Raw genomic sequence first — 25,611 nt, forward strand, 5'->3', positions numbered from 1 at the left:
TCATGAAAGAAAAGCATTATGAAGTCGCCATAGTAGGTGGCGGTATCAGCGGTGCGGCATTATTATACGAGCTTGCAAGATATACCGATATAAATAGTTTAGTGTTGATAGAAAAATACGGCGGACTTGCAACACTAAATTCAAAAGGAACTGCGAATTCTCAAACCGTACATTGCGGTGATATAGAAACTAACTATACTTTTGAGAAAGCTAGTAAAGTCAGAAGAACAGCTGCAATGGTTGTAAAATATGGTATTCAGCATAATCTTCAAGGCAAATATATGTTTGATGGTCAAAAAATGGCTATCGGCGTCGGTGATAGCGAAGTAGAATACATAAAAAAACGTTACGAAGAGTTTAAGCCATTATATCCATATATAGAATTCTACGACAAAGAAGAGTTAGCTAAGATAGAACCTAAAATTATTTACGACAAAAACGGAAATCAAAGAAGCGAAAATGTAGTAGGTATGGGCGTTAAAAGTGGTGTTTATACTACTGTTGATTTTGGAGCATTTACATCTACGTTTGTAGATAATGCAAGAAAAGAGGGTAAAGAGTGCGACTTATATCTAAATAGCGAAGTTACAGATATAAATCAAGTCGGAGATAAATTCTACATAACCACAAAAAATGGGCTTTCTATAAGTGCTGATTTTGTTGTGGTAAATGCCGGTGCTCACTCACTATTTTTAGCTCACAGAATGGGGTATGGTTTAAATTTTGGTTGTTTGCCTATGGCAGGAAGCTTTTATCTAACAAAACAAAAACTTCTAAACGGCAAGGTTTATATGGTGCAAAATCCAAAATTACCTTTTGCTGCTTTGCACGGAGATCCTGATATCTTAGCAGATGGTTGTACTCGTTTTGGACCAACTGCTCTTGCTCTGCCAAAACTAGAAAGATATCATGGCACTTATAGAAGTTTTATGGATTTTTGTAAGACTTTAAATTTTGATGGCGACATAGTTAAGATATTTTATGATCTGCTAAAAGATAGCGAGATTAGAAATTACATTCTTAGAAATTTTATGTTTGAAGTTCCATATTTAAATAAAAAACTATTTGTAAAAGATGCTAGAAAGATCGTCCCTAGTCTAGAAGTCAGCGATATTTACTACGCAAGAGGGTTTGGCGGAGTTAGACCTCAAGTCTTAAATAAAACAGAGAAAAAATTAATGCTCGGTGAGGCTAGTATAAATACTGAAAAAGGCATTATCTTTAATATGACGCCAAGTCCAGGAGCTACTAGCTGCTTAGGAAATGCAGAACGCGACGTAAAAGAAATATGCAAATTCCTTAATAAAAACTTTAATGAAGAGAAATTTAACCAAGAGCTGGTTGATTAAGATTAAATTTGAACAATAACGATAAACAAAATAAGAGTAGTCTTTATATAAACCAAGATTTATACAAAGAAGGGAATGATGATGCACAATACTCTTATGAAAGCCTTGATTTTGGTTGTGAAAATGGCAGATTTCTTTTAACTCCTAAAATTAATGTCTTAGGGTGCGATAAAAGTCCTAAGATACTTGAAATTTGCAAGTCTATACGTCCAGATCATTGCAAGACATCGATGCTAAATTTGATAAAAATATGCTTGATTTTATTTATTTTGCAAAAAATGGCGATTTATACAAAAGTTCTGTATTTCATATAACCAAGCATTATTATACTTCAAAAGATATTTTAGAACTATCAAAAGTATCAAATTTAAAGCAAGTAAAAAGACTAAACGTAAATCTTTTTAGCGATCATCTTGCTAATAAGGTGCTTTATATATTTCAAAAGCAGTTTTAGCAACCAAATTGTTATTTAAATTTGTTATAATTTATAATAAAAAACAAGGAGCAAAATTCTATGATAAGTAAAAGAACGAAGATCGTAGCTACGGTCGGCCCTGCAAGTGATAGTTTGGAGACTATAGAGGCGTTAGCAAAAGAGGGTGTAAATGTATTTAGACTAAATTTCTCTCACGGAACACACGAATACCATAAATCAACTCTTGATAAAGTAAGACAAGCTGAAAAAAATTTAGGCATTAGACTTGGAATTTTGCAAGATATTTGCGGGCCAAAGATAAGAGTAGGAAAGCTTGAAAATCCGTTTGAACTAAAAGCCGGAGATAAACTTATAGTTGTAAAAGATGATATTATCGGAGTTCAAGTCTCTCAAAATGAGTATAAACTTAGTATAAATCATCCTGAAATCTCAAGCCTTATAAAAGAGGGCGAGTATATATATCTATATGATGGAATGATCAGAGCTAAAGTCATAAAAGTAGCAGATCAAATAGAGACGATTGTAGAAAATGATGGAGTTTTAAATTCAAATAAAGGCGTAAATTTTCCAAATACAAAGCTAAATATCGAAGTCATCACAGACAAAGATAAAAAAGATCTAGAGTGGGGTGCAAAAAATGGTGTGGATTTTGTAGCAGTTAGCTTTGTGCAAAATGCAAAAGATGTGCAAAAAGCCAAAGATCTTATAAAAGAATTTGGCGGACACGCTAAAGTTTTTGCCAAAATAGAAAAATTTGATGCAGTTGAAAATATAGATGAAATAATCTGCTTAAGCGATGGTATAATGATAGCTAGAGGCGATCTTGGTATAGAAGTTCCTTATTACAAAGTACCATCTATCCAAAAAAGTATCATAAGAAAGGCAAATGAAGCAAATAAGCCAGTCATCACAGCAACTCAGATGATGCTCTCAATGGCAAAAAATGAAAGCGCAACAAGAGCCGAGATCAGCGACGTGGCAAACGCAGTTTTAGATGGAACTGACGCAGTTATGCTAAGCGAAGAAAGTGCTGTTGGTATAAATCCAGTCGCAGTCGTAAGAGCAATGAGCGCAACAATAGCAGAGAGCGAAAAGATATATCCTTATGGTAAATTTGATGAGTTTTCATTTACAGATGAAACAGATATGGTAGCAAGCTCGACTTCAAGACTAGCTACTAGGATAGGAGTTTGTGCTATAGTGTCTATAACAAGCTCAGGTCAAAGTGCTGTTAAAATGGCTAGAAATCGTCCAAATATGGATATTATAGCTGTGACTCACGATGAAGAGACCGCTAGAAGCTTGACTATAGTTTGGGGTGTTGAACCCTCACTTGTCGTACAAAAAAGTAGGTTAAATATCTTACTTGCAAATGTGATTCAAGGGCTTTATAAAAAAGGTCTTATAAGTGATGAATGCACCTATATAATGACTGCTGGTTATCCAACAGGAGCTATAGGAAGCACAAATTTTATAAGAATACTTAAAAAAGATCAAATAGATTATTATTTAGACGCTGCTATATAACGGAGATGGTTTGGAAAAGTTAGAATTAAATATCAAAAATATTTCTGTTCCAGTTATTTACGAATACGACAATACTTTGCCATTAGTAAGCTTAAAGCTTGTTTTTAAGGTAGCTGGAAGCATACAAAACAAAAAGCCCGGTCTTGCTTCTATGTGCGCTGAGCTTTTAAGTGAGGGAACTAAAAAACTTGGAGTAAATGAGTTTTATAAACGCCTTGATGAGAGAGCTGTGTATCTAAACATATCTGCTGGTTTTGAAACATTTGTTATAGAGATAGACTGCTTAAAAGAGTATTTTAAATTTGCCCTTGATAGCTTAAAAGAGCTCTTAGAAGATCCAAACTATACTGAAGAAACACTAGAAAAACTAAAAGCTCAAACTCTAGGTGATATAGCAGCAAATGCTACTGACTTTGACTATCAAGCAAAAATAGAGCTAAATAAAATTCTTTTTGAAGGCTCTAACCTAGCAGATCCTAGCATCGGCACTAAAAGTAGCGTAGAGCTTATAAATTTAGAAGATATCAGAGATTTTATAAGCTCAAATTTAGATATATCAAATTTATTTTTAGTATTAGGTGGAGATGTTAGATTTGATTTTGCTGATTTTATAAATTTACTAGAGCCTCTAAATTTAGGTGAAAAAAGAGAGCTTAAAAAGATTGTTACAAGTAGTTCTAAGCAAAAGAAGATTATAAAAAAAGATAGTGAGCAAGCTTACGTGTATTTTGGGGCTCCATTTAATGTGCCACCACAGCAAAAATTTATGGCTAACGTGGCTATGTTTATACTAGGAAGTAGCGGGTTTGGCTCTAGATTTATGGAAGAAATTCGTGTAAAAAGAGGCTTGGCATACTCTGTTTATATAATGAATTTTTTAAATTTATCAAATACTTCGGCGATGGGATATCTGCAAACAAAAAATGAAAGCAAAGATGAAGCAGTAAAAGTGGTGCTTAGTGAGCTTGAGAAATTTGTAAAATTTGGCGTAACAAGTAAAGAGCTTGACGCTGCTAAGAGTTTTTTGCTAGGTAGTGAGCCGCTTAGCAAAGAGACGCTTTTTAAGCGTTTGGATATAGCTCAAAATGACTATTATATGGGTTATGAACTCGGTGAATTTGATAAAAATTTAGAAAAAATCAAAAATCTTGAGTTAAAAACGCTCAACGATTTTATCCTCTCTCACAAAGAGATATTAGATCAATCATTTGCCATAATCACAAATGAAATTTGAAACTAGCGACACAAAAGAGCTTAAAGATATAGGCATAAGCTCTTTGCTAGATCTCGCTCTTAGGTTTCCTAAAAGTTATGATGATCTAAGCATCAAAGACAGACCAAATGAAGGTATAAATACCGTCCAAATAGAGATCAAATTTAGCAAAAGAAGTGCTTCTATGCTAAGTGTGATTGCTTTTTGTATTACTTGGAACGTAGAAGTAAGAGTTGTGATTTTTAATGCCAAACCATGGCACTACTCTACTTTTAGAAGTAAAAAGATCATTTTTATAAATGCAAGATCAGTCTATGCTTATGGTAGTTGGCAGTTTATAAATCCAAAAGTCGTCACTAAAATAGGCTCTATATTGCCACACTATAAAACAAGTATGCAAGACTCAAAGCTTGCTAAACTGATACGAAAATATGTAACTCATCAAAATCTTAGCAATGAAGGCTTAAACGAAAATGAGATAAATTTGCTTTTAAAAATTCACGAAAACAGCTCTGAGAGCGTAAATATTATATCAAATTTAAAACAAGACAAAAATGCTGTAAATATACTTAAATTTATAGAAATTTATAATTATATGAAAAAGCTTAACGGTAAAAAAATAAATTTTAAAGCTGAAAAATTTGATATTTTTGACATTACAAGCTGGATAAGCTCACTTCCTTTTAAGCCTACAAATGACCAAATAAATGCTTTGCAAGACATAAAAAACGATTTTTTAAAGGGTGAGGCTTCAAAACGCGTTGTTATGGGAGATGTGGGTAGCGGAAAAACTCTAGTTATCTTAGGAGCTGCTCTTATGGTATATCCAAAAACAGCGATTTTAATGGCGCCGACTAGCATTTTGGCTGAACAAATTTATAGTGAGGCAAAAAGGTTGTTACCTGAGTTTATGAACGTGATGCTAGTCAAAAAAGGTGCAAAAGATAGTGATTTTAAAGGAGTAAATTTGATCATAGGAACGCACGTTTTGCTTTATCAAAGCTTACCTAAAGTTCCGCTAGTAATGGTTGATGAGCAGCATAGATTTGGCTCAAATCAGCGTCAAAAGATAGACGAACTTACAAAAAGCACTCTTACTAAAGCTCATTTTTTGCAGTTTAGCGCTACGCCGATCCCTAGAACACTTAGTCTTATCCGCTCAGAACTAGTCAGTTTTAGTTTTTTAAAAGAGATACCATTTAAGAAAAATATCCATACGATTTTGATTCAAAACGATGGATTTAACTCTTTAATGTCTCATATAAAAGCTCAAATTTCAGCTGGTAAGCAAGCTATCATCGTATATCCTTTGGTTGAGGTTAGCGAAGTTAGCAACTATCAAAGTTTAAGTGAAGCTAGTTCTTTTTGGATGTCTAAATTTAAAAATATTTTCATAACTCACGGGAAAGATAAGCTAAAAGATGAAGTTCTAAAAGATTTTAAAGAACATGGAGATATCTTGCTTACGACGACGGTTGTTGAAGTTGGTATATCACTTCCTAGACTTAGTACGATAGTCATTGTAGCAGCTGAACTTTTAGGACTTGCCACTCTTCATCAGCTAAGAGGCAGAGTAGGGCGAAATGGCGGAGAAGGTTGGTGCTATCTTTATACTAAACTTAAAAATATACCGCCAAGACTAAAGGAATTTGCATCTACTCTTGATGGATTTTTAGTATCTGAGATAGATCTTAAAAATAGACAAGCAGGGGATATTTTAGATGGCAGACTTCAGCACGGCGCTACTTTTGAGTATTATGATATGGAAGAGAGTATAACTATAGAGGCTAAACGCAGACTCTCGCTTTTTAAAAAGTCAAATTTAAGTGAATAAAAAAGCTAAATTTAAATAAATTGCATTTGATTTATTGAGTAGTTATCAAATTTACAGTAAAATATATAAACAATAAAAAAAGGAAACTTATGGAAACATATCTTAAAAAAGCATTAATAATAATATCTTTGTTTGTTTTTGTCGGTTGCGGCAACAAAAACGATGCTGAGCTTTACAATCTCAGCCCAGAAGAGTGGTATTCGCAAATTCTTAAAGATATACAAAATTCGGATTTAGAAGAAGCGGATAAACATTATATATCGTTTTCTAGTGAGCATATATCGTCTCCTCTTTTAGAGCAAATGTTGCTTATCTTAGCTCAAGCAAATGTAAATGACGAGAAGTACGAAACGGCAAATGCTTATCTTGATGAATATATAAGAAGATATGGCACAAAAGAGAAGATAGAGTTTGCAAACTATATGAAGATAAAAGCAAATTTCGATTCATTTTCAAAACCAAATCGCAACCAAAAGCTTATGCAAGATAGTATAGAAGCGATAGAAAACTTTTTAAAAAACTATCCGGCTACCCAGTACAGACCGCTCATTGAAACTATGCTTGTTAAGTTCAAACTTGCGCAGTATTATTTAGATACGCAAATTTATAGCCTATATGATAGGACAGACAGACAAGAATCAGCTACTATTTACAAAGAGAAGCTAGATGTTTCGCCACTAAATGGCGTAGATATGATAGAGCCTACGCTCCCTTGGTATATGAGAGCCTTTGAATAGGAGAAATAATGCAGATAAAGAGTTCTAAAACATTTCCGTCAAATCTTCCTGTTATAGTAGAAGATGAGCTATTTTTATATCCTTTTATGATAACTCCATTGTTTTTAAACGATGAGCAAAATTTAAAAGCTCTTGATGTGGCTTTGCAAGAAGGTAGTCAAATTTTAGTCGTTTCATCAAAACCGCAAAATGAAACTATAAGAGATTTTGATGCTTGCTATGATGCTGGAGTTATAGGAAGTGTTATGAGAAAAGTACAGCTTCCAGATGGTAGAGTAAAAATTTTATTTCAAGGAAATTTAAAAGGTAAGATAACTGAACGAGTAAGCGTAGATCCTATGATAGCTACTGTTGATGTTATTGATGTTCAAAGACCATCATCTCAAAAAGTAGATGCACTTTTGAGTGTTTTAAGAGAAAAGGTTAAAAGCTTAAGTCTTTTAAACCATTTTTTCCCGCCAGATCTTCTAAAAACTATAGATGAAAGTATGGAAGCAACTAGGGTTTGTGATCTTATACTAAGCAGTTTAAGGCTAAAAAAAAGTATGGCTTATACTCTTTTTATCGAAGAGAATTTAGAAAATAGAATTCTAAAGATAGTTGATTATGTCATAGAAGAGATAGAGGCCTATAAACTCCAAAAAGAGATAAAAACAAAAGTTCATTCTAAAATTGATAAGGTAAATAAAGAATACTTTTTAAAAGAACAGTTAAAAGAGATACAAAAAGAATTAGGCGGCGATAGTAGCAAAGAAGAAGAGATAAGCGAGTATAGAGATAAGCTAGAAGCTAAAAAACCATATATGGGAGAAGATGCTTATAAGGAGATCAAAAAACAGATAGATCGGCTTTCTCGTATGCATCCTGATGGATCTGAGTTTAGTATGACTAGCGGATATCTTGACTGGGCGTTGGACGTACCATTTGGAAGTTTGGTTAAAAAGAAGCTTGGCGTAAATGACGTAGAAACTCAGCTAGGTAGTGATCATTATGGACTTGAAAAACCAAAAAGACGTATAGTAGAGTATTTTGGGCTTAGAGAACTTTTAGAACTAAGAGGCCTTGCTAGTAAGACAAATAACGGTGTTATTTTATGTTTTGTAGGGCCTCCTGGCGTGGGTAAGACAAGCCTTGCAAACTCTATTTCAAAAGCTTTAAAAAGAGAGCTTGTACGTATAGCTTTAGGCGGTCTTGAAGATGTAAATGAGCTAAGAGGTCATCGTCGCACATACATAGGAGCTATGCCAGGACGTATAGTACAAGGGCTTATAGAAGCTAAAAGTATGAACCCAGTAATTGTGCTAGATGAGATAGATAAACTAGCAAGATCTTATAAAGGCGATCCTACTGCTGTTTTGCTAGAGATTCTAGATCCAGAGCAAAACTCTAAATTTAGAGATTATTATCTAAATTTTGATATAGATCTTAGCAAAGTTATATTTATAGCTACGGCAAATGACATATCTTTGATACCAGCACCACTTAGGGATAGGATGGAGTTTATACAACTAAATAGCTATACTCCGCAAGAAAAATTTGAGATAGCAAAAAAGTATCTTATCCCTCAAGAGCTAAAAAAACACGGTCTTAAACCAAGTGAAGTTAGCATCACAAAAGACGCTTTAAATTTGATTATTGAAGAATATACAAGAGAAAGCGGAGTGAGAAATTTAAGACGAAGGATAGCAGATATCTTAAGAAAAGTCGCACTTAAAATTCTTTTAAAAGAGAGTGAGAAAGTCAGCGTAACTCCTAAAAATTTAAAAGAGTTCTTAGAGAAAAAAATTTACGAGATAGACAGCGTAGATAAGAAAAATCAAATCGGTATAGTAAATGGACTTGCATGGACTAGTGTCGGCGGAGATGTTTTAAAGATAGAAGCCATAAAAATACGTGGAAAAGGCAGTTTGCAAATAACAGGTCAGCTAGGCGACGTGATGAAAGAATCAGCACAAATAGCTTTTAGCCTTATAAAAACATTGATAGATAACAAAACCATAACCATACCAAAAACATTAAATTTCAAAGATGATAAAGGTAAAGAGATAGCAGTTTATAACGCTTATGATCTTCATATCCACGTCCCTGAGGGTGCTACGCCAAAAGACGGACCTAGTGCTGGTATCACGATGAGTACCGCTATAGCTTCAATCTTGAGTAATAAATTTGTAAAAAGCGATGTAGCGATGACTGGAGAGATAACCTTAAGCGGAAAAGTTCTTCCTATAGGTGGGCTTAAAGAAAAACTTATAGCTGCATACAAAGCAAAGATCAAAACGGCTTTGATACCGCGTAAAAACTATGATAGAGATTTAGACGAGATCCCAGCTGAGGTCAAAGACAATATGTCGATAATCCCAGTTGATACTATAAATGACGTCTTAGAACACGCGTTAGTAAGATAGACAAAAGCAGTTTTATATCCAAATTTAAACGCCTTTAAAAAGGCGTTTAATATACTTATATTTATCAGTAATAGTTATAAATTTAACAAAACCTAGAAAAATGCGTTTTATCTATATGATATTGTTTTAAGTTTTAGTGCTGATTTTTGGGGGTTAAAAGTATGCGGTATAGATTAAATAAAGAAAAAATAGCCAAATCGACTTAGAAAGCATACTTAAAAATGATATATTTAAGCTTAGTTTTAATCTTTTTTGCTTTCAAAATTGATGATTATAATACTTGATAATAACAATACCGCTTTTAATATCGATATTATGATGGAGTTGGACGCTGAAGTGCTTTGCAAAATCTATTTAAAAACGGAACATTATATACACAGAAAGATTTAGGATACAACAACGATTTTAATTCTAAAAATGCAGTAGCAATTTCCACTTTAGCTATACTGGCTTACTACTACAGATACAAAAACACAATCAATAAAATTTATCTTCATTTAAAAATTATTATTATTTAAAGATTATAATTTTTAAATAATAAATTTTATTAATAAAGGAAAAATATGGCAAACTTATTAAACACTGCTAGTGGTAATCCAATAGCTGACAACCAAAATAGTTTAACAGCAGGTGCTAGGGGGCCTGTTTTACTTCAAGATTATCAATTGATTGAGAAACTTGCATTCCAAAACAGAGAGAGAATCCCAGAAAGAACCGTCCATGCCAAAGGTAGTGGAGCTTATGGTGAGCTAGAGATCACAGAGGATATATCTAAATTTACAAAGGCTTCTGTTTTACAAAAAGGCGAAAAAACCAAACTTTTCATCCGTTTTTCAACAGTTGCTGGTGAGGCTGGTGCGGCTGATGCTGAAAGAGATGTGCGTGGATTTGCTATCAAATTTTATACAAAAGAGGGCAACTGGGATCTAGTAGGAAATAACACACCGACATTTTTCATAAAAGATGGTATGAAATTCCCAGACTTTATTCATACTCAAAAAAGAGATCCAAAAACTCATCTAAGATCAAATAACGCAGCGTGGGACTTCTGGACTTTAAACCCTGAAACATTACACCAAGTAACTATCCTTATGAGCGATCGTGGAATTCCTGCTAGCTATCGTCATATGCACGGATTTGGCTCTCATACTTATAGTCTTATAAATGATAAAGGTGAGAGATTTTGGGTTAAATTTCACTTCAAAACTCGCCAAGGTATCAAAAATCTAACAAACGAAGAAGCGGCTAAAATAATAGCAAAAGATAGAGAGAGCCACCAAAGAGACCTATATGAAGCGATTGATAAAGGAGACTTTCCAAAATGGGATTTTAAAATTCAAATTATGAGCGAAGAACAAGCAAATAATGCTAAATTTAATCCATTTGACCTAACCAAAATTTGGCCACACAAAGACTATCCACTAATACCAGTTGGTGTGATGACTTTAAATAAAAATCCTGAAAATTACTTTAACGAAGTAGAGCAAGCAGCATTTAGCCCAAGCAATATAGTCCCAGGTATCGGATATAGCCCAGATAGAATGCTACAAGCTAGAATTTTCAGCTATCCAGATGCTCAAAGATATAGAATAGGCGTGCATTATCAACAATTAGCAGTCAATAAACCAGTCGTAGAAGTTAATAACTACTATGTTGGCGGTGCTATGAATAATGGTAGCTACAAACAAGAGCCACACGCTTATTATGAGCCAAATAGCTTTGGTGGGCCAGTAGAGAGTGCTAAATTTGCTGAGCCTGATCTAGCGATCGGCGATGTGGCGCAAAAATTTAACCATAGAGAGTATTATGCTGATTACTACACAGATCCAAGAGCCTTATACAAGATACTTCCAGCTGATGAAAAAAATAGACTTTACTCAAATATTGCTGAGAGTATGGAAGGCGTAAAAGATGAGATAATCCAAAGAGCGATTTCTCACTTCGAGCAGATAGACCCAGAATACGCAAAAGGCGTTAAAGCGGCTTTGGCTAAATGATAAACCACTCCCTCATATTTGGGGGAGATATTGTAAATTTAAGTATCATAAAAATGGAATTTAAATTTACAATAAGGATAGAAAATGATAACACTAGAAGAAGAAAAAAGATACGAAGAGCTTTGCGGATATGCCTTTGATTTTGCTAGGCATAATGAGTGCAGTGAGCTTGAAAAGATGATAAACGCAGGACTTAATCCAAATTTAAAAAATCATAAAGGCGATAGTTTGCTTATGTTAGCAGCTTATAATGGATCATTTGAAACTACAAAAATGCTTATCCAAAAGGGTGCTAGAGTAGATGAGAGAAACGATAGAGGTCAAACTCCACTTGCTGGGGTATGCTTTAAAGGCAATCTTGAAATGACAAAACTTTTAGTCGAAAATGGCGCCGATATAGACGCAAATAACGGAATGGGGCTAACTCCATATAGTTTTGCTATAATGTTTGGTAGAAGTAAGATCGCTTCTTATTTACTAAGCAAAAGCAAAAAAAGAAGTATTTTAAAAATAATTAGCGCAAAATTTATTAAGCTTTTTAGTAAAAAAGCTAATTCGCAAGTAGCACTTTAATGCCTTATTTAAAGCCGTTTATGTGGCTTTAAATTCTTTACTTAATATTACGTTTTTTTAACTTATTTTCTATTTTAAGGAATATTTTTTGCTTATTATTTTTATCATATAGGAGTAAAAAATGCAAGTAAATAATGATGTTTTATTTGGTATGAGCTTAAGTAGTAATGTTTCATCAAAACAGAGCAGTGATGAAGATAATTATTTTGAAAAACTCTTAGAGAGTTTAAAACAAAGCAATAGCTCAGACAGCGATATTACAAGCATCACAGACACAGAAGAGTTTGCAAACAAACTAAGTGAGCTTGGATCTGCTGCGTTTCTTATGGCTTTTAATCTAGAAAAGATAGAAGCTAGATTAGAAGAAAAAAGAAAAGAGCTTATGTCAGCACTTGATGTAGAAAATTTAAGCGATGAAGGCAAAACAAAAGCACTTGATGGTATAGAAAAAGCTTTGGATAATTATAAAAAAGAGCTACTTGAAAAGCTTCGTATCAAAGAACTAGCAGAGCAAAAAGAGAATAAAAACCTAGAAAAAGGAAGTTTAAAATCCCTTTTATATAGTATATAAAGTGTTTTGGCATATCGATGGATATGCCAAATTTACTCTAGCAAGAGTAGCAGGTCTTAAACTCAAATGGAGTTGGTCTTTGCTCATAAGGCCATACTTGAGTTTCAAATTTATAATGTTGATATGTATCTATAAATAACTCGCTCATTACGCCACTTAGGTATTTGTTGTCACGAATGACCGCTTCAAGACTACCTCTTAGAGTGTGAGGAAGTTGCTCAATGCCACGCTCTCTGATCTCATCAAGGGTTAGTTCAAACAGATCCTCATCCATAGGACCGACTGGTTCTATCTTGTTTTTTATACCATCAAGTCCGGCCATAAGCATAGCGCTAAATGCTAGATATGGACAAGCAGTACTATCAGGGAATCTAAATTCTGCTCTAACGCTTTTTTCACCTGCACCATAAGGAATACGACAACTTGCACTTCTGTTTTGGCAAGAGTAAGTTAGAATGCTTGGGGCTTCAAAGCCTGGGATCAATCTCTTATAGCTATTTGTGCTAGGATTTGTAAATGCAGCTACGCTTCTAGCGTGTTTTAAAACTCCTCCTATATACCAACGAGCTATATCGCTAAGGTTTGCGTATTCGCCTGCTTTATAAAATAAATTTTTACCATCTTTCCATATACTTTGATGTACGTGCATACCGCTTCCATTATCGCCATAAAGTGGTTTTGGCATAAATGTAGCTGTTTTGCCATTTAAATGAGCTACCATTTTTACTACGTATTTATAAATTTGAACATTATCCGCAGCTTCTACAAGAGTACCGAATTTGACGCCTATCTCGCCTTGTCCTTGAGCGACTTCATGATGAACTACGAAAGTCTCAAGCCCGACTTGCTCAAGTACATTTACCATTTCAGCTCTTAGATCAACCATACTATCTACTGGTTGAACAGGAAAATATCCACCTTTTGCACGTGGGCGGTGACCAGTATTGTAGCCATCGCTATACTCTTTAGAGTCATTCCATTCGCCTTCTTCGGTATCTACTTCATACATTGCGCAGTTTTGTTTGTCGATGATACGAACATTATCAAATACGAAGAATTCATTTTCAGGGCCAAAATAAGCAACGTCGCCTATACCGCTATCCCTTAGGTATTGTGACGCTTTTTTAGCTATGCTTCTAGGGCATTTTTCGTATAATTCACCTTTGTATATATCATAAACATCGCATATTACTATGATAGTGGTATCAGCAGTAAATGGATCTAAAAACGCAGTCTCTACGTCTGGTTTTAGCATCATATCTGATTTATGGATCGGTTGCCAAGCTTCTATTGAGCTACCATCAAATGGAAGTCCGTTAAATGAATCTTCGCTCACGGCTTTTATATTATAAGATACGTGATGCCAAGTTCCTTTTAGATCCGTAAAACGAAAATCTACAAATTTGACTTCATTTTCTTTACAAAATTCGAAAAATTCCTTTACATTATTTACAAATTTGCCCATATCGGCTCCTTTAAAATTTAGATTTTGGAAATTATACCATAAAATTTAAATTTTAAGCTTAGTTTTATATTAAAAATATAGTCTTTTTTAAATTTCAATCATTTGTCTATCTCTATTTACAAAAATTGCAGCCTCGCTAAATCCAAATTCTTTTGCTTTTTCCATACTTTTATCCATATTTTGTCCTACTTGAGCTACTTCGTGAGCGTCACTTGAAAAGGTTATAGGTATGTTAAACTCAGCTAACATTTCTAAGATATCATCGCTAGGATATAGCTCATTTGCTGGTTTTCTATATCCTGCGCTGTTTAATTCGACTACTAAATTTGCTTTTTTTATCTCTTTTATGGCATTTTTTGCTATGCTTTTTATCTCTTTTGTCGGTTTAAAATTAAATACTTTTATAAGATCTATATGACCTACTATATCAAATTTTCCGGATTTTGCTAAATTTTCTATAGCATTAAAATACTGCTCCCAAATTTGGTTTATATCCTTGTTTTTGTACTCGCCTATAAACTCTGGATTATCAAACCCCCAACCATTTAAAAAATGCACTGAGCCTATGAGATGATCGCACTTTACGCTAAGAACTCTTTCATCCATAAATCCTTCTAAAAAATCAACTTCATAGCCAAATAATACTTCCATTTTTCCATCAAATTTAGCCTTGACTTCATCTATCATCTGTTTATAAAGCGACATTTGTTCAAATTTCATTCTGTATTTTTCATCGAATTTCATAGGATTGTGATCGCTAAATCCATAGTATTTACAACCCATTTCATAGGCTTTTTTGGCATATTGTAGTGGCGTACCTGAAGCGTGATTACAAAGTTTGGTGTGATTGTGTAAGTCTATTAACATCTTTACTCCTTCTGTGATATTTTAACAAATTTAGGTTAAAATAATTTATTACCTATTATTATAGATAAATATCGATAAATTACTAGAAAAAATATTAATGTTGTAATTCAATTTTTAGATAATTTAAGCTAGAATATGCAAATTAAGTTTTAGGAGTTTCTTATGACGCAAGAAGAGTTAGACGCTTTGATGGCTGATGGCCTAGAAGACGAGCAAAGCGCCGATATACAAAGCAAATCAAATTTAGATGAGAGCTTAGATACACAAGGTGACACCCAAGAGATCATAGAAGAAGAGTCTAAAGATAGTGAGCCTTTGGAAGAAAAATCGCAAAAAAAAGAAGAATCTTTTGATGAAAATAAAAACTATAGAGTAACTTCAACTGCAGCGTGGCCGCCTCCGCCTCCTACTGATGATCACAAAATGGTTAAACAACTAGACGATGTGACAAAAGATAGCGAAGAAAAAGCTACTCAAATGTTTGATAAGCTAGAGTCCATAAACAACTTCTTTATGGATGCTGAGAATATCTGCAATGATGCAAAAGAACTAAATGATAAAAATATAGAAGTATTTGAAAAACTAACGGCTAAGTTTCCAAATGTTGCAACGTTTTCAGATATGTTAAGGTCAAACAAAGAGCTAGGAAACAAATTTGATGATATCATAAGTAACTTACAAATGGGTCAAGATGAAGTCATGATGACTATGGATATGATGCAATATCAAGATATACATCGTCAAAAAATAGAACGCGTTATAAATGTTATGAGAGCTCTTAGCAAATATATGAATAGTCTGTTTGAGGGCAAAATTGAAGATGAAAAACGTGTAGGTTCTGCTATACATATCAAGGGTGATACTACTACTGAAAACGTAGTTAGTAACGAAGATATAGAAGCCCTCATAGAAAGCTTGGGTAAAAAGTGAAAAGACCAGAGCTTCTAAGCCCAGCCGGAAATTTGACAAAACTTCAAATAGCCTTGGCTTATGGTGCAGACGCCGTCTATGCTAGCGTAGGTAGTTTTTCACTTCGTCAAAGAAGCGCTAAGGAATTTAATCTAGAAAGTTTTGAAGAGGGCGTAAGACTAGCTCATAAACATAATGCTAAATTTTATGCTACAATAAATGGATTTCCATTTAATGGACAAATCGAGCCTTTAAAGCGTCATATCAAAACTATAGCTGAATTTGGTGTAGATGCCTTTATAATCGCAACCCCTGGAGTTATGAGTCTAGCTAAAGAGTTGGCTAGTAATGTAGAAGTTCATCTTTCGACTCAAGCAAATGTTATGAACTATCTTGATGCTGAAATTTATCATAAAATGGGAGCTAGTCGCATAGTCGCTGCTAGAGAGATGAGCTTAAAAGACGCAGTTTTGATAAAAGAAAAAATTCCAAACCTTGAGATAGAAATTTTTTGTCATGGCTCTATGTGCTTTGCATATAGTGGCAGATGTCTGATCTCAGCTGTGCAAAGCGGACGACTAAGCAACCGCGGAAGTTGTGCAAATGATTGTAGATTTAAATATGAATTGTATGCTAAAAGCGAAGATAACGGAACACTTTTTAGACTAGAAGAAGATGAAAATGGGACTCATATAATGAACTCTAAAGATCTAAATTTAGCTACTCATATAGAAAAGATAATGGCAACTGGTGCAATAGATAGCCTAAAGATAGAAGGGCGTACAAAAAGCGAGTATTACGTTGCTTGCACGACAAGAACATATAAAATGGCAATTGAAGACGCGCTTAGCGGTAAATTTAATCCTAATTTGTATAAAGCTGAGCTAAACACACTTAAAAATCGTGGTTTTAGCGACGGATATCTGATACATAAACCTTATGAAAGAACAAATACTCAAAATCACGTTTCAAGCCTAGAAGAAGGAACTCATCAAGTCCATGCTATAAGCGAAGATGGAGAGTATTTTAAAACTAAATTTAAAATAACTCCTAATGCTACCTATGAGATATTTGCTCCGCTTAATTCAAAGATAAATTTAGGTCAAAATGAGCTTGGAATGGTTTATGAAAAAGAGGGCAGATATTTTATTGAATTTACAAAACTTATAAACAAAAAAGGTAAAGAATTTAGCGAGATTCATAGCGGAAACGAAAACGAGATAAAGCTTCCATTTAAGCTACCTGAGTTTAGTTTTTTAAGGAAAGAAATTTGATTTATAAAAGAGCGACTACTGAGTTTTTTAGGATCTTTAAATTTAAAAAAGGCAGTGTTTGCAAAAAACGTAGCTTTTTATAAAAATATTTTAATTTGTAAATACGGATTATAAGGAGAACTATGAAATTTGTTAGTATTATTATGGGAAGTAAGAGCGATTATGAGATCGTAAATGAAGCTGCTAAGATATTAGAAAGTTTTGGCGTTAAATTTGAGATGATTATCAGTTCGGCTCATAGAAGCCCAAAAAGAACTCACGACTATGTTATAGATGCCGATAAAAGAGGTGCCACAGTATTTATCTGCGCTGCTGGTATGGCAGCTCACCTTGCAGGAGCAGTAGCAGCAAATACAACTAAACCTGTTATCGGCGTACCTATGGGAGGATCTGCTGTAAATGGTGTGGACGCACTGTATTCGACTGTGCAAATGCCAGCAGGTATGCCTGTAGCAACTCTTGCTATAGGAAAAGCTGGAGCAAAAAATGCAGCTTATCTTGCTATGCAAATTTTAGCTTTAAATGATGAAAACTTAAATTCTAAATTATTAGAAGATAGAGAAAAACAAGCAAAAATACTAGAAGAAGACTCTAAAAAGATCGAAGTTTTACTTGGATAAAAAAGGATAAAAATGAAGACCTATCTTGAAATCGATGAATTTTGTAAGCTGGTTCATTTAAATCGTGATGTTGTAGATGATATGATACAAAGAGGCGCTCTTAAGACAAAAAATGAAAACGATAAAATATATATCGAGGCAAACGAAGGAACGATGAGTATAGTTCCTAGTTCAAATAGTGATGTTACTCTTAGCTTAAATCCTACTTTACCAGGAGAGAGTTTCGTTGAAAAAACCATAGGGACGATTTTAAATTTACATGAAAAAGTTTTAGACGCCAAAGATGAAACGCTTGAGGCTTTGCGAAATGAAAATAAATTTTTAAAAGAAGCGCTTTATTCTATGCAAGATCTTTATGATGAGGATAGAAAAACGGTAGAAACTCTTACAAATCAGCTAAAAATCGCTCAAGATGAAGTTGAGTTTTTAAAAAGAAAATATAAGCTTATGTGGAATAAAGCAGTAGAAAATTTCAAATCCTAAGCTATTGTAAATTTAAATTGACAAAGGAACTTTATGACTTTTAGTGAGATAATACTTACATTACAAACTTATTGGCATGAACAAGGTTGCATCATAGTTCAGCCATATGATATGCCTGCTGGTGCGGGAACTTACCATCAAGCAACATTTTTAAGAAGTCTAGGGGATAAACCATGGAACGTAGCTTACGTAGCGCCGTCTCGTAGACCTACTGATGGAAGATATGGTGAAAATCCAAATCGCCTTGGGAGCTATTATCAGTTTCAAGTTATAATGAAACCAAGCCCTAAAAATATACAGGAGTTGTATTTAAAGAGTTTAGAGCGTTTAGGATTAGACGTAAATAAACACGATATTCGCTTTGTAGAAGACAACTGGGAAAGCCCAACTCTAGGTGCTTGGGGTCTTGGCTGGGAAGTTTGGCTTGATGGTATGGAAGTTACACAATTTACGTATTTTCAACAAGTAGGTGGCATACCTTGTGAGCTAGTTAGCGCAGAAGTTACTTATGGCATAGAGCGTTTGGCTATGTATTTGCAAGATAAACATAATGTGTATGATATAGTTTGGGATGAAAGAGATGGCAAAATCGTCACGTACGGCGACGTGCATAAACAAAGCGAATTTGAATTTAGCAAGTATAACTTCGAGATAGCAGATACTTCTATGCTTTTTAAACATTTTGATGATTACGCTAAAGAGTGTAAAATGATCTTAGAGCAAGGTTTAGCACTTCCTGCTTATGACTATTGTATGCTAGCAGCTCACACGTTTAACGTGCTTGATGCAAGAGGTGCTATAAGTGTCACTCAAAGGCAAGATTTTATACTAAAGATTAGAGAGCTTGCAAAAGGCTGCGCTATAGCCTATAAAGAGAGTTTGAATAAGTGAAAATATCTGAAATTTACTCACTTTTAGATAGTTTGGCGCCATTTAGTGATCAAGAGAGCTGGGACAACTCCGGGCTTTTGATCGGCTCTTTGAATGATAGTTTTGATGAGATAGTTTTAAGCCTTGATCTAGATACGAATTTGATAAAAAATGCCAAACAAAATACTCTTTTTATAACTCATCATCCATTGATATTTAAGGGTTTAAAGTCTATAAATCCTGATAAATTTCCATCAAATTTGATATCTTTGATGATAAAAAAAGAGATAAAACTTATATCTATGCATACGAATTTTGATCTGCACTTACTAAATAGATATGTTTTAAGCGAAGTGCTTGGATATAAAGATTTTATAAAAGAGGGTTTTATACTTAAATTTAATGTAAATAAGAGCTTTGATGAGTTTGCAAATGAGATAAGATCTAAGCTAAAAATACCAAATTTAAGAGCAGTTAAAGCAAATTCTTTTATCAAAAATGCTGCTTTTTGCACTGGAAGTGGAGCTGATCTAATAGGTAGTTTTGAAGCTGATTGTTTTGTAAGCGGGGATTTTAAGTATCACACAGCTCTTGAAGCATTAGAAAATTCGTTAAGTTTAATAGATATGGGACACTTTGAGAGTGAGCGGTATTTTGGGGATTGTCTAGCGATCCACTTGCAAAAAAATGGACTTTTTGCTACAATCACAAATTCAATCAATCCATTTACATACTACGAAGGAAAATTATGAATCAATACCTCAAGCAGCTAGTTACTCTATCGCAAATAGATAAAAAGATAGATGGCTATGCCCCACGCATCGACGATATAAACAGAAGTTTAAATTTAAAAAAAGAAGAGATAGAATCCATAGATAATCAAATAAGCAACACTCTAAATGAAATATCTGAGTTAAAATCTCAAATAGATAGCACAAACGCTCATATATCAGAGTTTAATTTAAAATTAAAAGAAGTCGGTAAAAAAAGCGGTTCTGTAAAAACAGAAAAAGAGATCAAGGCTTTAAATTTAGAAGAAGATCTAGCAAAAGATCAGCTTGAAGCGGCGAATGAAGAGATAGCTAGACTAGAAAGAATCATAGAGACAAAAAAACTCTTTACTACAGAACTAAATGAAAAAAAAGATGCGCTAAATGCGACTCTTGAGGAGCTAGAGAAAGAAACTCTATCTAAGTTAAATGAGCTACAAAATGATAGAAATATGGTTTATGAGCAAAAAGATAAGCTTTTATTAGAAATGAATCAAAAAGTTCTTACTTTTTATGAAAAAATTCGTAAATGGGCTAAGAATACTGCCGTAGTTCCTGTAAAAAAACAAGCTTGTTATGGTTGCTTTATGAAGATAAATGATAAAACTTATGCAAATGTTATTAAGAGTGAAGATATAGTTACTTGCCCTCATTGCGGACGTATTTTATACAAAGATAGCGAGTGATCTATACATTTTTTTGTTTTATAGTCTTATGTGTAGTAGCGCCTTTTTTGGCTCTACTTTGTTTAAGATCGAAATTTAAGCGAAGTATTCCTGCGAGATTTTTTTTAAAAAACAATCCAAAATTTAAAAGTTCAAAATATCATTTTCATGCCTGTAGTTTAGGCGAGGTTTCTAGCATAGAACCTATCGTAAAAGCTTTAGGAGATGCTAGAATTTCTGTTATCACGCAAACTGGTTTTAACAAAGCAATGAGTATTACTAAAAACGTACGTTTTTTACCATTTGAATGTTTTTTACCATTTTGGTTTAGTAAATGCGATACTCTTATAGTTTTTGAAGCTGAGCTTTGGCTAAATTTATTTAAATTTGCAAAAATAAATGGAGCTAGAACCATTCTTTTAAATGCGAGGATAAGCGATAAATCGTATAAATCTTATCTTAGATTTAGATTTTATTATAGATATCTATTTTCTTATGTTGATCTAGTTTTAGCACAGAGTGATGACGACAAGACTAGACTTGAAAGTCTAGGTGCGAAAAATGTAAAGGTAGTAGGAAATATAAAATCAACAAAACTTCCTAAGCCTACAAAAAACTATGCAAAGCATTTTGAGCGTTCTATCATCATAGCAAGCAGTCATGAAAATGAAGAAAAAAAAATACTTCAAAACTTAAATTTAAAAGATGGCGATCAGCTATTTATAGCTCCAAGACATCCTGAGAGATTTGGTAAAGTAGATGTTTTAGCTAAAGATTTCGCTTCTAAATTTGGATTTAGCTATGAAAAGTTTAGCCAAAATTTAGAGTTTAAAAGTAGGGTTGTATTGGTTGATGCTTTGGGAGAATTGGTAAATTTATATCAAATTTGCGATATTGTTATTTTATGCGGTAGTTTTGAGCCGGGTATCGGTGGGCATAATGCGATAGAAGCAGCGCAGTTTGGCTGTAAAATCATAAGCGGTAAATTTATAGATAATCAAAAATCTCTTTATGCTAGTATTGATGGTATAAATTTGGCTGATTATAGTGATATTTCTATGCTTTTAGACTCAAATTTAAAGAGTTCTAGCATAAGAAATCCGGCAAATTTTGATGAGATTTTAAAAGAGTTAAAAGGTGAAAAATGAAAGAAGAAAAAGCGTATAAACTACTTGCAAAACAAGAGGGAATTTCAAATAATGAAGCAAAAGATCTAATCGATGCTGGACTAGTGAGTGCTAGAGGAATGAAAGTAGTTTTAGCTAGAGGCTTAGTGAGCGAAACTACAGAATTTAAGGTTTTAAGATTTCCTAAACCGGTTAAGATTTTTGAAGATGAAAATATAGTAGTGATCAATAAGCCGCCATTTATGACAAGCGAAAAAGTGGCTAGCGAGTTTAAATATCCTCTTTTAAATAGACTAGATAAAGAGACGAGCGGAGTTGTTTTGCTGTATAAAAATGAAGAATTTAGACAAGTCGCCATAAAAGAGTTTGCTGCAAATAAAGTAGAAAAAGTGTATTTAGCTATCGTAAAAGGCATCGTTGTGGAGGATTTTAGCGTAGAACTTCCTATTACGACTATAAAAACAAAAAGTGGTGCATTTTCTAAGATAGATTTAAGCAGAGGCAAAACTGCGATAACTCACGTAAGTCCGCTTATGGTAGAAGGAAAGAAATCTCTCATAAAAATAGCCATAGAAACAGGGCGTACTCATCAGATCAGATGTCATTTATCTCACGTCGGTTATGGTGTTGTGGGAGATGAAAAGTATGCAAAAAGCACCGCAAATAGAATGTATTTACATAGCTATGAAACTTCATTGCTTGGATATAAATTTAGAGCTCATTTAGATAGAAGCTTTTGTGCTTATAGCTTTGAGCCGCCAAAAGAGTTTATGCATAAATAATTCCATTTGATTATTAATTTTTAAAATTAAGTAATATTAAAGAGCAAAAATAGCATAATTGCACGTAATATTTTTTAAAAAAGGATAATAATGAATTTAAAATCACTATTAGCAGTAGCGTCGCTTGCGTGCGTGGCTTGGGGGCATTTTGGCGTGGTAATTCCATCAAATTCTACTATAGATGAGCCATCTCATGCCAAAGAAAAAATTACATATAAATTTACTCATCCATTTGAGAGCATGATGATGAATTTAGATAAGCCAGTTGAAGCTGGAGTTTTTGTTGGTGGCAAAAAAGAGCTAATCTCAAATTTAAGCGAAAAAAAAGATGGCAAAATGAGCTATTACGAAGCTCAATACAATATTAAAGAGCCTGGAATGTATCAATTTTATATGGATCCAAAACCATATTTTGAGCCTGCTGAAAATATCTTTATAAGACACATTACCAAAACTATAGTAAATGCCTATGGATACGGCGAAGGCTGGGATGAGCCAATAGGGCTAAAAACTGAGATTATCCCGCTTACTAGACCTTATGCGCTTTATAAAGGAAATATCTTTTCAGGCAAGGTCTTATACAAAGGCAAACCGGCTAAAAACACTATCGTTGAAGTAGAATATTTAAATTTAAAAGGACTAAAGGCTCCTGGCGAGGACTATATAACTCAAGAAGTCAAAACTAATGAGCTTGGGGAGTTTAGCTTTGCTATGCCCCTTGCTGGTTGGTGGGGATTTTCTGCTTTGAATGAAGATGATGAAAAAATCAAAAAAGATGGCAAAGAGTATCCTGTAGAGATCGGCGCAGTCATCTGGGTAGAGACTAAGGATTATGAATAATGCATATTAGCGAAGGGGTTTTAAAGCCTGAAATTATTATCCCGGCGGCGGTTGTAGCTGGGGTTTGGGTGGCTTATCTTGTCTATAAATTAAATTTCAAAGATATCCCTAAAATCGCCTGTATGAGCGCTATATTTTTTGTGGCATCCTTTATACATATCCCCCTTGGGCCGACATCGATACATTTGATATTAGGTGGCTTGGTGGGTGCATTCTTGGGCGTAAATGCGATTATAGCGATATTTGTGGGGCTTTTGCTTCAAGCTCTATTTTTTGGCTATGGTGGAATTAGCGTTTTGGGGGTGAATTTGCTGATGATAGCGGTGCCTACGATATTTGCTAGGTATTTTGTCAAACTATCTTTTAAAGAGCAAAAATATCAAAAAATCTATCAATATATATGCTGGTTTTTAGTCGGTTTCATCCCGCTTTTATGCTCATCGCTTATTTTAAGTGGGGTTTTGGTCTTAAATGGCAAGGAGTTTTTGGCTATATCTGGGCTTGCTTTGGCAGCGAATTTCCCACTAATGATAGTTGAGGGGATAATAAGCCTATTTGCTATAAGTTTTATTTATAGAGTTAATAAGGAGCTTTTAAATTGATAAGGCTAATTTTGATACTGCTTTGTGGTGTGAGTTTGCAAGCTCACTCTTTGAAGGTTTTTGCTAGTCAAGATGGCGATTTTGTGGTGATTAAGAGCTATTTTTATGGGAATTCGCCTTGTAGAAATTGTAATGTCGATATCATCAAAGATGATAAAATCATACAAAATACCAAAACTGATGAAAATGGCGTTGCTAGGCTTAAACTAATAGCAAATGAATTTGATATCTTAGTTGATGGCTCTTTGGCTCATGAGAAGAGAATTTCATTTTCTACTGATACCAAAATAGCTATAGAAGATGATAATCAAATTTCTAAGATTATCTATAGTTTGATTGCTATTATTTTGATTTTTGGGATATTATATCTGATTAAAAGAAAATGATAAATCCATCTATCTCTATAGCGTGTTTTGCGGTTTTTAGCTTTTTTGTGGCTCTTAGTGGGGAGATATATTTGACTCACTTTTTGCCACTTATATTTTTGGGCTTAATCAAATTTAGATATATTTTTGAGATTTTAAAACGGCTTGTTTTTTTGAATTTTTTCATTATTTTGGTCGTTATAAGTGTGCTTTTAGCAGATAATTTAAATTTAGCTTTACTTATATTTGCTAGGTCAAATTTGATTATTTTATTTGGACTTTTGTCGTTTCATAAGCTTAACTCATATAGCATAGCACTAGGCATTTCAGGGCTTGGTATGGGTAATAAAATTAGCTATTTATTCTATTTTTGTGTTAGGTTTATAGAGATAGGCAAGATTGATTTTTACAAATTTAAACGCACTTTAAAAGCTAGAAATTTCAAGCACAAAACTTCGATTTTTGTATATCAAACATATGCGAATTTAGTAGCAATGCTATTTTTAAGTGCGTTTAAAAAATCACAAATGTTAGAAAAAACAATGCTAGCTAGGGGATTTGATGGGAAATTTTATAAATTTAAAAATAGCATTAAATTTGGATTTTGCGATATTTTGCTTATAATTTTGGTTTTAATCGCACTGATTTTAAGGCAAGGAGTATTGATTTGAGCTGTTCTGTAACGCTAAAAAATATAAAAGCTAAAATAGCAAATAGGGTTTTGTTTGAAAATTTAAATTTAAATCTTTCACACAAAGAAAAGATCGCTATCATAGGTCAAAATGGCTCTGGCAAATCAACCCTACTTGAGATAATCGGCGGTCTTAAGATGCCTTGTGATGGTAGTGTGGAGATATTTCACGAGCCTATGAGAGAGCTAAATGAGTTTGAAAAATATAGAAATTTAATAGGCTTTTTGTTTCAAAATAGCGATGATCAATTTATCGCTCCAAGTGTTATTGAAGATGTGGCTTTTAGCCTTTTGGCAAGGGGTGTAAGCAAAAATGAAGCAAGAAAAAGAGCTGAGTTTATGCTAGCAGAACTTGGGATTTCGCACTTAAGAGATGAGATAGTATTTTATCTCTCTGGTGGTGAAAAAAAGCTTGTGGCATTAGCTGGGGTCTTGATAACCGAGCCTAAAATTCTATTACTTGATGAGCCTACAACTGCGCTTGATTATGATATGCAAATCAAAGTAGCAAATATCCTTGGTAGCTTAGATATCGCTCAAATCATCGTTTCACACGATAAGGAATTTATAAATAAGGTAGTAGATAAGGTATATTTTTTAAATCAAAATGGACTAAGCTTGGAGGCTTAGCCCATTTCA

Annotated in this window: 26 protein-coding genes; 24 read left to right on the top strand and 2 right to left on the bottom strand. The window is 33.8% G+C overall.

Features of this window, described 5'->3' with window-relative positions; translation table 11 throughout:
• Positions 1 to 2: 2 nt before the first annotated feature.
• The 10 genes from CHLWT_RS02970 to CHLWT_RS03015 all read left to right on the top strand — a co-directional run bounded on the left by CHLWT_RS02970 (position 3) and on the right by CHLWT_RS03015 (position 12,642).
• Complete coding sequence (locus tag CHLWT_RS02970) at positions 3 to 1,349, top strand: FAD-dependent oxidoreductase (RefSeq protein ID WP_111947918.1); 1,347 nt, start codon at positions 3 to 5, stop codon at positions 1,347 to 1,349.
• A 217-nt stretch (positions 1,350 to 1,566) separates the two neighbouring features.
• A complete protein-coding gene (locus CHLWT_RS02975) occupies positions 1,567 to 1,803 on the top strand; it encodes a hypothetical protein (protein ID WP_111999933.1) in 237 nt (78 codons plus the stop codon).
• Between the two features lie 63 nt (positions 1,804 to 1,866).
• Positions 1,867 to 3,312, top strand: coding sequence for a pyruvate kinase (gene pyk / locus CHLWT_RS02980; RefSeq protein ID WP_063999006.1), 1,446 nt, complete (start codon positions 1,867 to 1,869; stop codon positions 3,310 to 3,312).
• 10 nt (positions 3,313 to 3,322) lie between these two features.
• Positions 3,323 to 4,546 carry a M16 family metallopeptidase gene (locus CHLWT_RS02985; protein ID WP_111999932.1) on the top strand — a complete coding sequence of 408 codons (1,224 nt, stop codon included), beginning with the start codon at positions 3,323 to 3,325 and terminating at the stop codon, positions 4,544 to 4,546.
• Entirely contained in the window at positions 4,536 to 6,359 is a 1,824-nt protein-coding gene (recG, locus tag CHLWT_RS02990; protein ID WP_111999931.1) for an ATP-dependent DNA helicase RecG, read from the top strand. The genes CHLWT_RS02985 and recG overlap by 11 nt, the downstream gene beginning before the upstream one ends.
• Positions 6,360 to 6,448: 89 nt before the next feature.
• The gene (locus tag CHLWT_RS02995; RefSeq protein ID WP_063998471.1) at positions 6,449 to 7,096 is read left to right on the top strand and encodes an outer membrane protein assembly factor BamD; all 648 of its coding nucleotides are present in this window, start codon (positions 6,449 to 6,451) and stop codon (positions 7,094 to 7,096) included.
• Between the two features lie 8 nt (positions 7,097 to 7,104).
• A complete protein-coding gene (gene lon / locus CHLWT_RS03000; protein ID WP_111999930.1) occupies positions 7,105 to 9,501 on the top strand; it encodes an endopeptidase La in 2,397 nt (798 codons plus the stop codon).
• Between the two features lie 563 nt (positions 9,502 to 10,064).
• On the top strand, positions 10,065 to 11,498 hold the full coding sequence (locus tag CHLWT_RS03005) for a catalase (protein WP_111999929.1): 1,434 nt from the start codon (positions 10,065 to 10,067) through the stop codon (positions 11,496 to 11,498).
• Positions 11,499 to 11,582: 84 nt separating this feature from the next.
• Positions 11,583 to 12,071 (top strand): ankyrin repeat domain-containing protein, encoded by a 489-nt coding sequence (locus tag CHLWT_RS03010; protein WP_111999928.1) that lies wholly within the window; start codon positions 11,583 to 11,585, stop codon positions 12,069 to 12,071.
• A gap of 121 nt (positions 12,072 to 12,192) precedes the next feature.
• Positions 12,193 to 12,642: a hypothetical protein gene (locus CHLWT_RS03015; protein ID WP_111999927.1), complete on the top strand. Its 450-nt coding sequence runs from the start codon at positions 12,193 to 12,195 to the stop codon at positions 12,640 to 12,642.
• 37 nt (positions 12,643 to 12,679) lie between these two features.
• On the opposite strand, the gene glnA is transcribed toward CHLWT_RS03015, so the two are convergent.
• Positions 12,680 to 14,107, bottom strand: coding sequence for a type I glutamate--ammonia ligase (gene glnA, locus CHLWT_RS03020; protein ID WP_063998466.1), 1,428 nt, complete (start codon positions 14,105 to 14,107; stop codon positions 12,680 to 12,682).
• 87 nt (positions 14,108 to 14,194) lie between these two features.
• Positions 14,195 to 14,974, bottom strand: coding sequence for a histidinol-phosphatase (locus tag CHLWT_RS03025; protein WP_111999926.1), 780 nt, complete (start codon positions 14,972 to 14,974; stop codon positions 14,195 to 14,197).
• 162 nt (positions 14,975 to 15,136) lie between these two features.
• Between CHLWT_RS03025 and CHLWT_RS03030 the strand changes: the two genes are divergently transcribed.
• From CHLWT_RS03030 to CHLWT_RS03095, 14 genes are all read left to right on the top strand, one after another.
• A complete protein-coding gene (locus CHLWT_RS03030) occupies positions 15,137 to 15,904 on the top strand; it encodes a chemotaxis protein (RefSeq protein ID WP_111999925.1) in 768 nt (255 codons plus the stop codon).
• Entirely contained in the window at positions 15,901 to 17,157 is a 1,257-nt protein-coding gene (locus CHLWT_RS03035; RefSeq protein ID WP_111999924.1) for a peptidase U32 family protein, read from the top strand. Before CHLWT_RS03030 ends, CHLWT_RS03035 begins: the two co-directional genes overlap by 4 nt.
• 122 nt (positions 17,158 to 17,279) lie before the next feature.
• Entirely contained in the window at positions 17,280 to 17,777 is a 498-nt protein-coding gene (gene purE, locus CHLWT_RS03040; protein WP_111985145.1) for a 5-(carboxyamino)imidazole ribonucleotide mutase, read from the top strand.
• Positions 17,778 to 17,789: 12 nt separating this feature from the next.
• Positions 17,790 to 18,260, top strand: coding sequence for a DUF3972 domain-containing protein (locus tag CHLWT_RS03045; protein WP_063998461.1), 471 nt, complete (start codon positions 17,790 to 17,792; stop codon positions 18,258 to 18,260).
• 33 nt (positions 18,261 to 18,293) lie between these two features.
• Positions 18,294 to 19,151: a glycine--tRNA ligase subunit alpha gene (gene glyQ, locus CHLWT_RS03050; protein WP_059425648.1), complete on the top strand. Its 858-nt coding sequence runs from the start codon at positions 18,294 to 18,296 to the stop codon at positions 19,149 to 19,151.
• Positions 19,148 to 19,882 carry a Nif3-like dinuclear metal center hexameric protein gene (locus tag CHLWT_RS03055; RefSeq protein ID WP_111999923.1) on the top strand — a complete coding sequence of 245 codons (735 nt, stop codon included), beginning with the start codon at positions 19,148 to 19,150 and terminating at the stop codon, positions 19,880 to 19,882. Before glyQ ends, CHLWT_RS03055 begins: the two co-directional genes overlap by 4 nt.
• A complete protein-coding gene (locus tag CHLWT_RS03060) occupies positions 19,879 to 20,586 on the top strand; it encodes a zinc ribbon domain-containing protein (protein ID WP_111999922.1) in 708 nt (235 codons plus the stop codon). Before CHLWT_RS03055 ends, CHLWT_RS03060 begins: the two co-directional genes overlap by 4 nt.
• Positions 20,583 to 21,713, top strand: coding sequence for a lipid IV(A) 3-deoxy-D-manno-octulosonic acid transferase (gene waaA, locus CHLWT_RS03065; RefSeq protein ID WP_111999921.1), 1,131 nt, complete (start codon positions 20,583 to 20,585; stop codon positions 21,711 to 21,713). Before CHLWT_RS03060 ends, waaA begins: the two co-directional genes overlap by 4 nt.
• Entirely contained in the window at positions 21,710 to 22,474 is a 765-nt protein-coding gene (locus tag CHLWT_RS03070; protein WP_111999920.1) for a pseudouridine synthase family protein, read from the top strand. Before waaA ends, CHLWT_RS03070 begins: the two co-directional genes overlap by 4 nt.
• Before the next feature lie 90 nt (positions 22,475 to 22,564).
• On the top strand, positions 22,565 to 23,314 hold the full coding sequence (locus CHLWT_RS03075; protein ID WP_111999919.1) for a DUF4198 domain-containing protein: 750 nt from the start codon (positions 22,565 to 22,567) through the stop codon (positions 23,312 to 23,314).
• Entirely contained in the window at positions 23,314 to 23,916 is a 603-nt protein-coding gene (cbiM, locus tag CHLWT_RS03080) for a cobalt transporter CbiM (protein WP_111974813.1), read from the top strand. Before CHLWT_RS03075 ends, cbiM begins: the two co-directional genes overlap by 1 nt.
• On the top strand, positions 23,913 to 24,302 hold the full coding sequence (locus CHLWT_RS03085; RefSeq protein WP_111999918.1) for a hypothetical protein: 390 nt from the start codon (positions 23,913 to 23,915) through the stop codon (positions 24,300 to 24,302). The genes cbiM and CHLWT_RS03085 overlap by 4 nt, the downstream gene beginning before the upstream one ends.
• A complete protein-coding gene (locus CHLWT_RS03090) occupies positions 24,299 to 24,952 on the top strand; it encodes a CbiQ family ECF transporter T component (RefSeq protein WP_111970486.1) in 654 nt (217 codons plus the stop codon). The genes CHLWT_RS03085 and CHLWT_RS03090 overlap by 4 nt, the downstream gene beginning before the upstream one ends.
• Positions 24,949 to 25,602: an energy-coupling factor ABC transporter ATP-binding protein gene (locus CHLWT_RS03095; RefSeq protein ID WP_111999917.1), complete on the top strand. Its 654-nt coding sequence runs from the start codon at positions 24,949 to 24,951 to the stop codon at positions 25,600 to 25,602. Before CHLWT_RS03090 ends, CHLWT_RS03095 begins: the two co-directional genes overlap by 4 nt.
• Positions 25,603 to 25,611: the final 9 nt, after the last annotated feature.

The organism is Campylobacter hyointestinalis subsp. lawsonii, assembly GCF_013372165.1.
GTDB lineage: Bacteria > Campylobacterota > Campylobacteria > Campylobacterales > Campylobacteraceae > Campylobacter > Campylobacter lawsonii.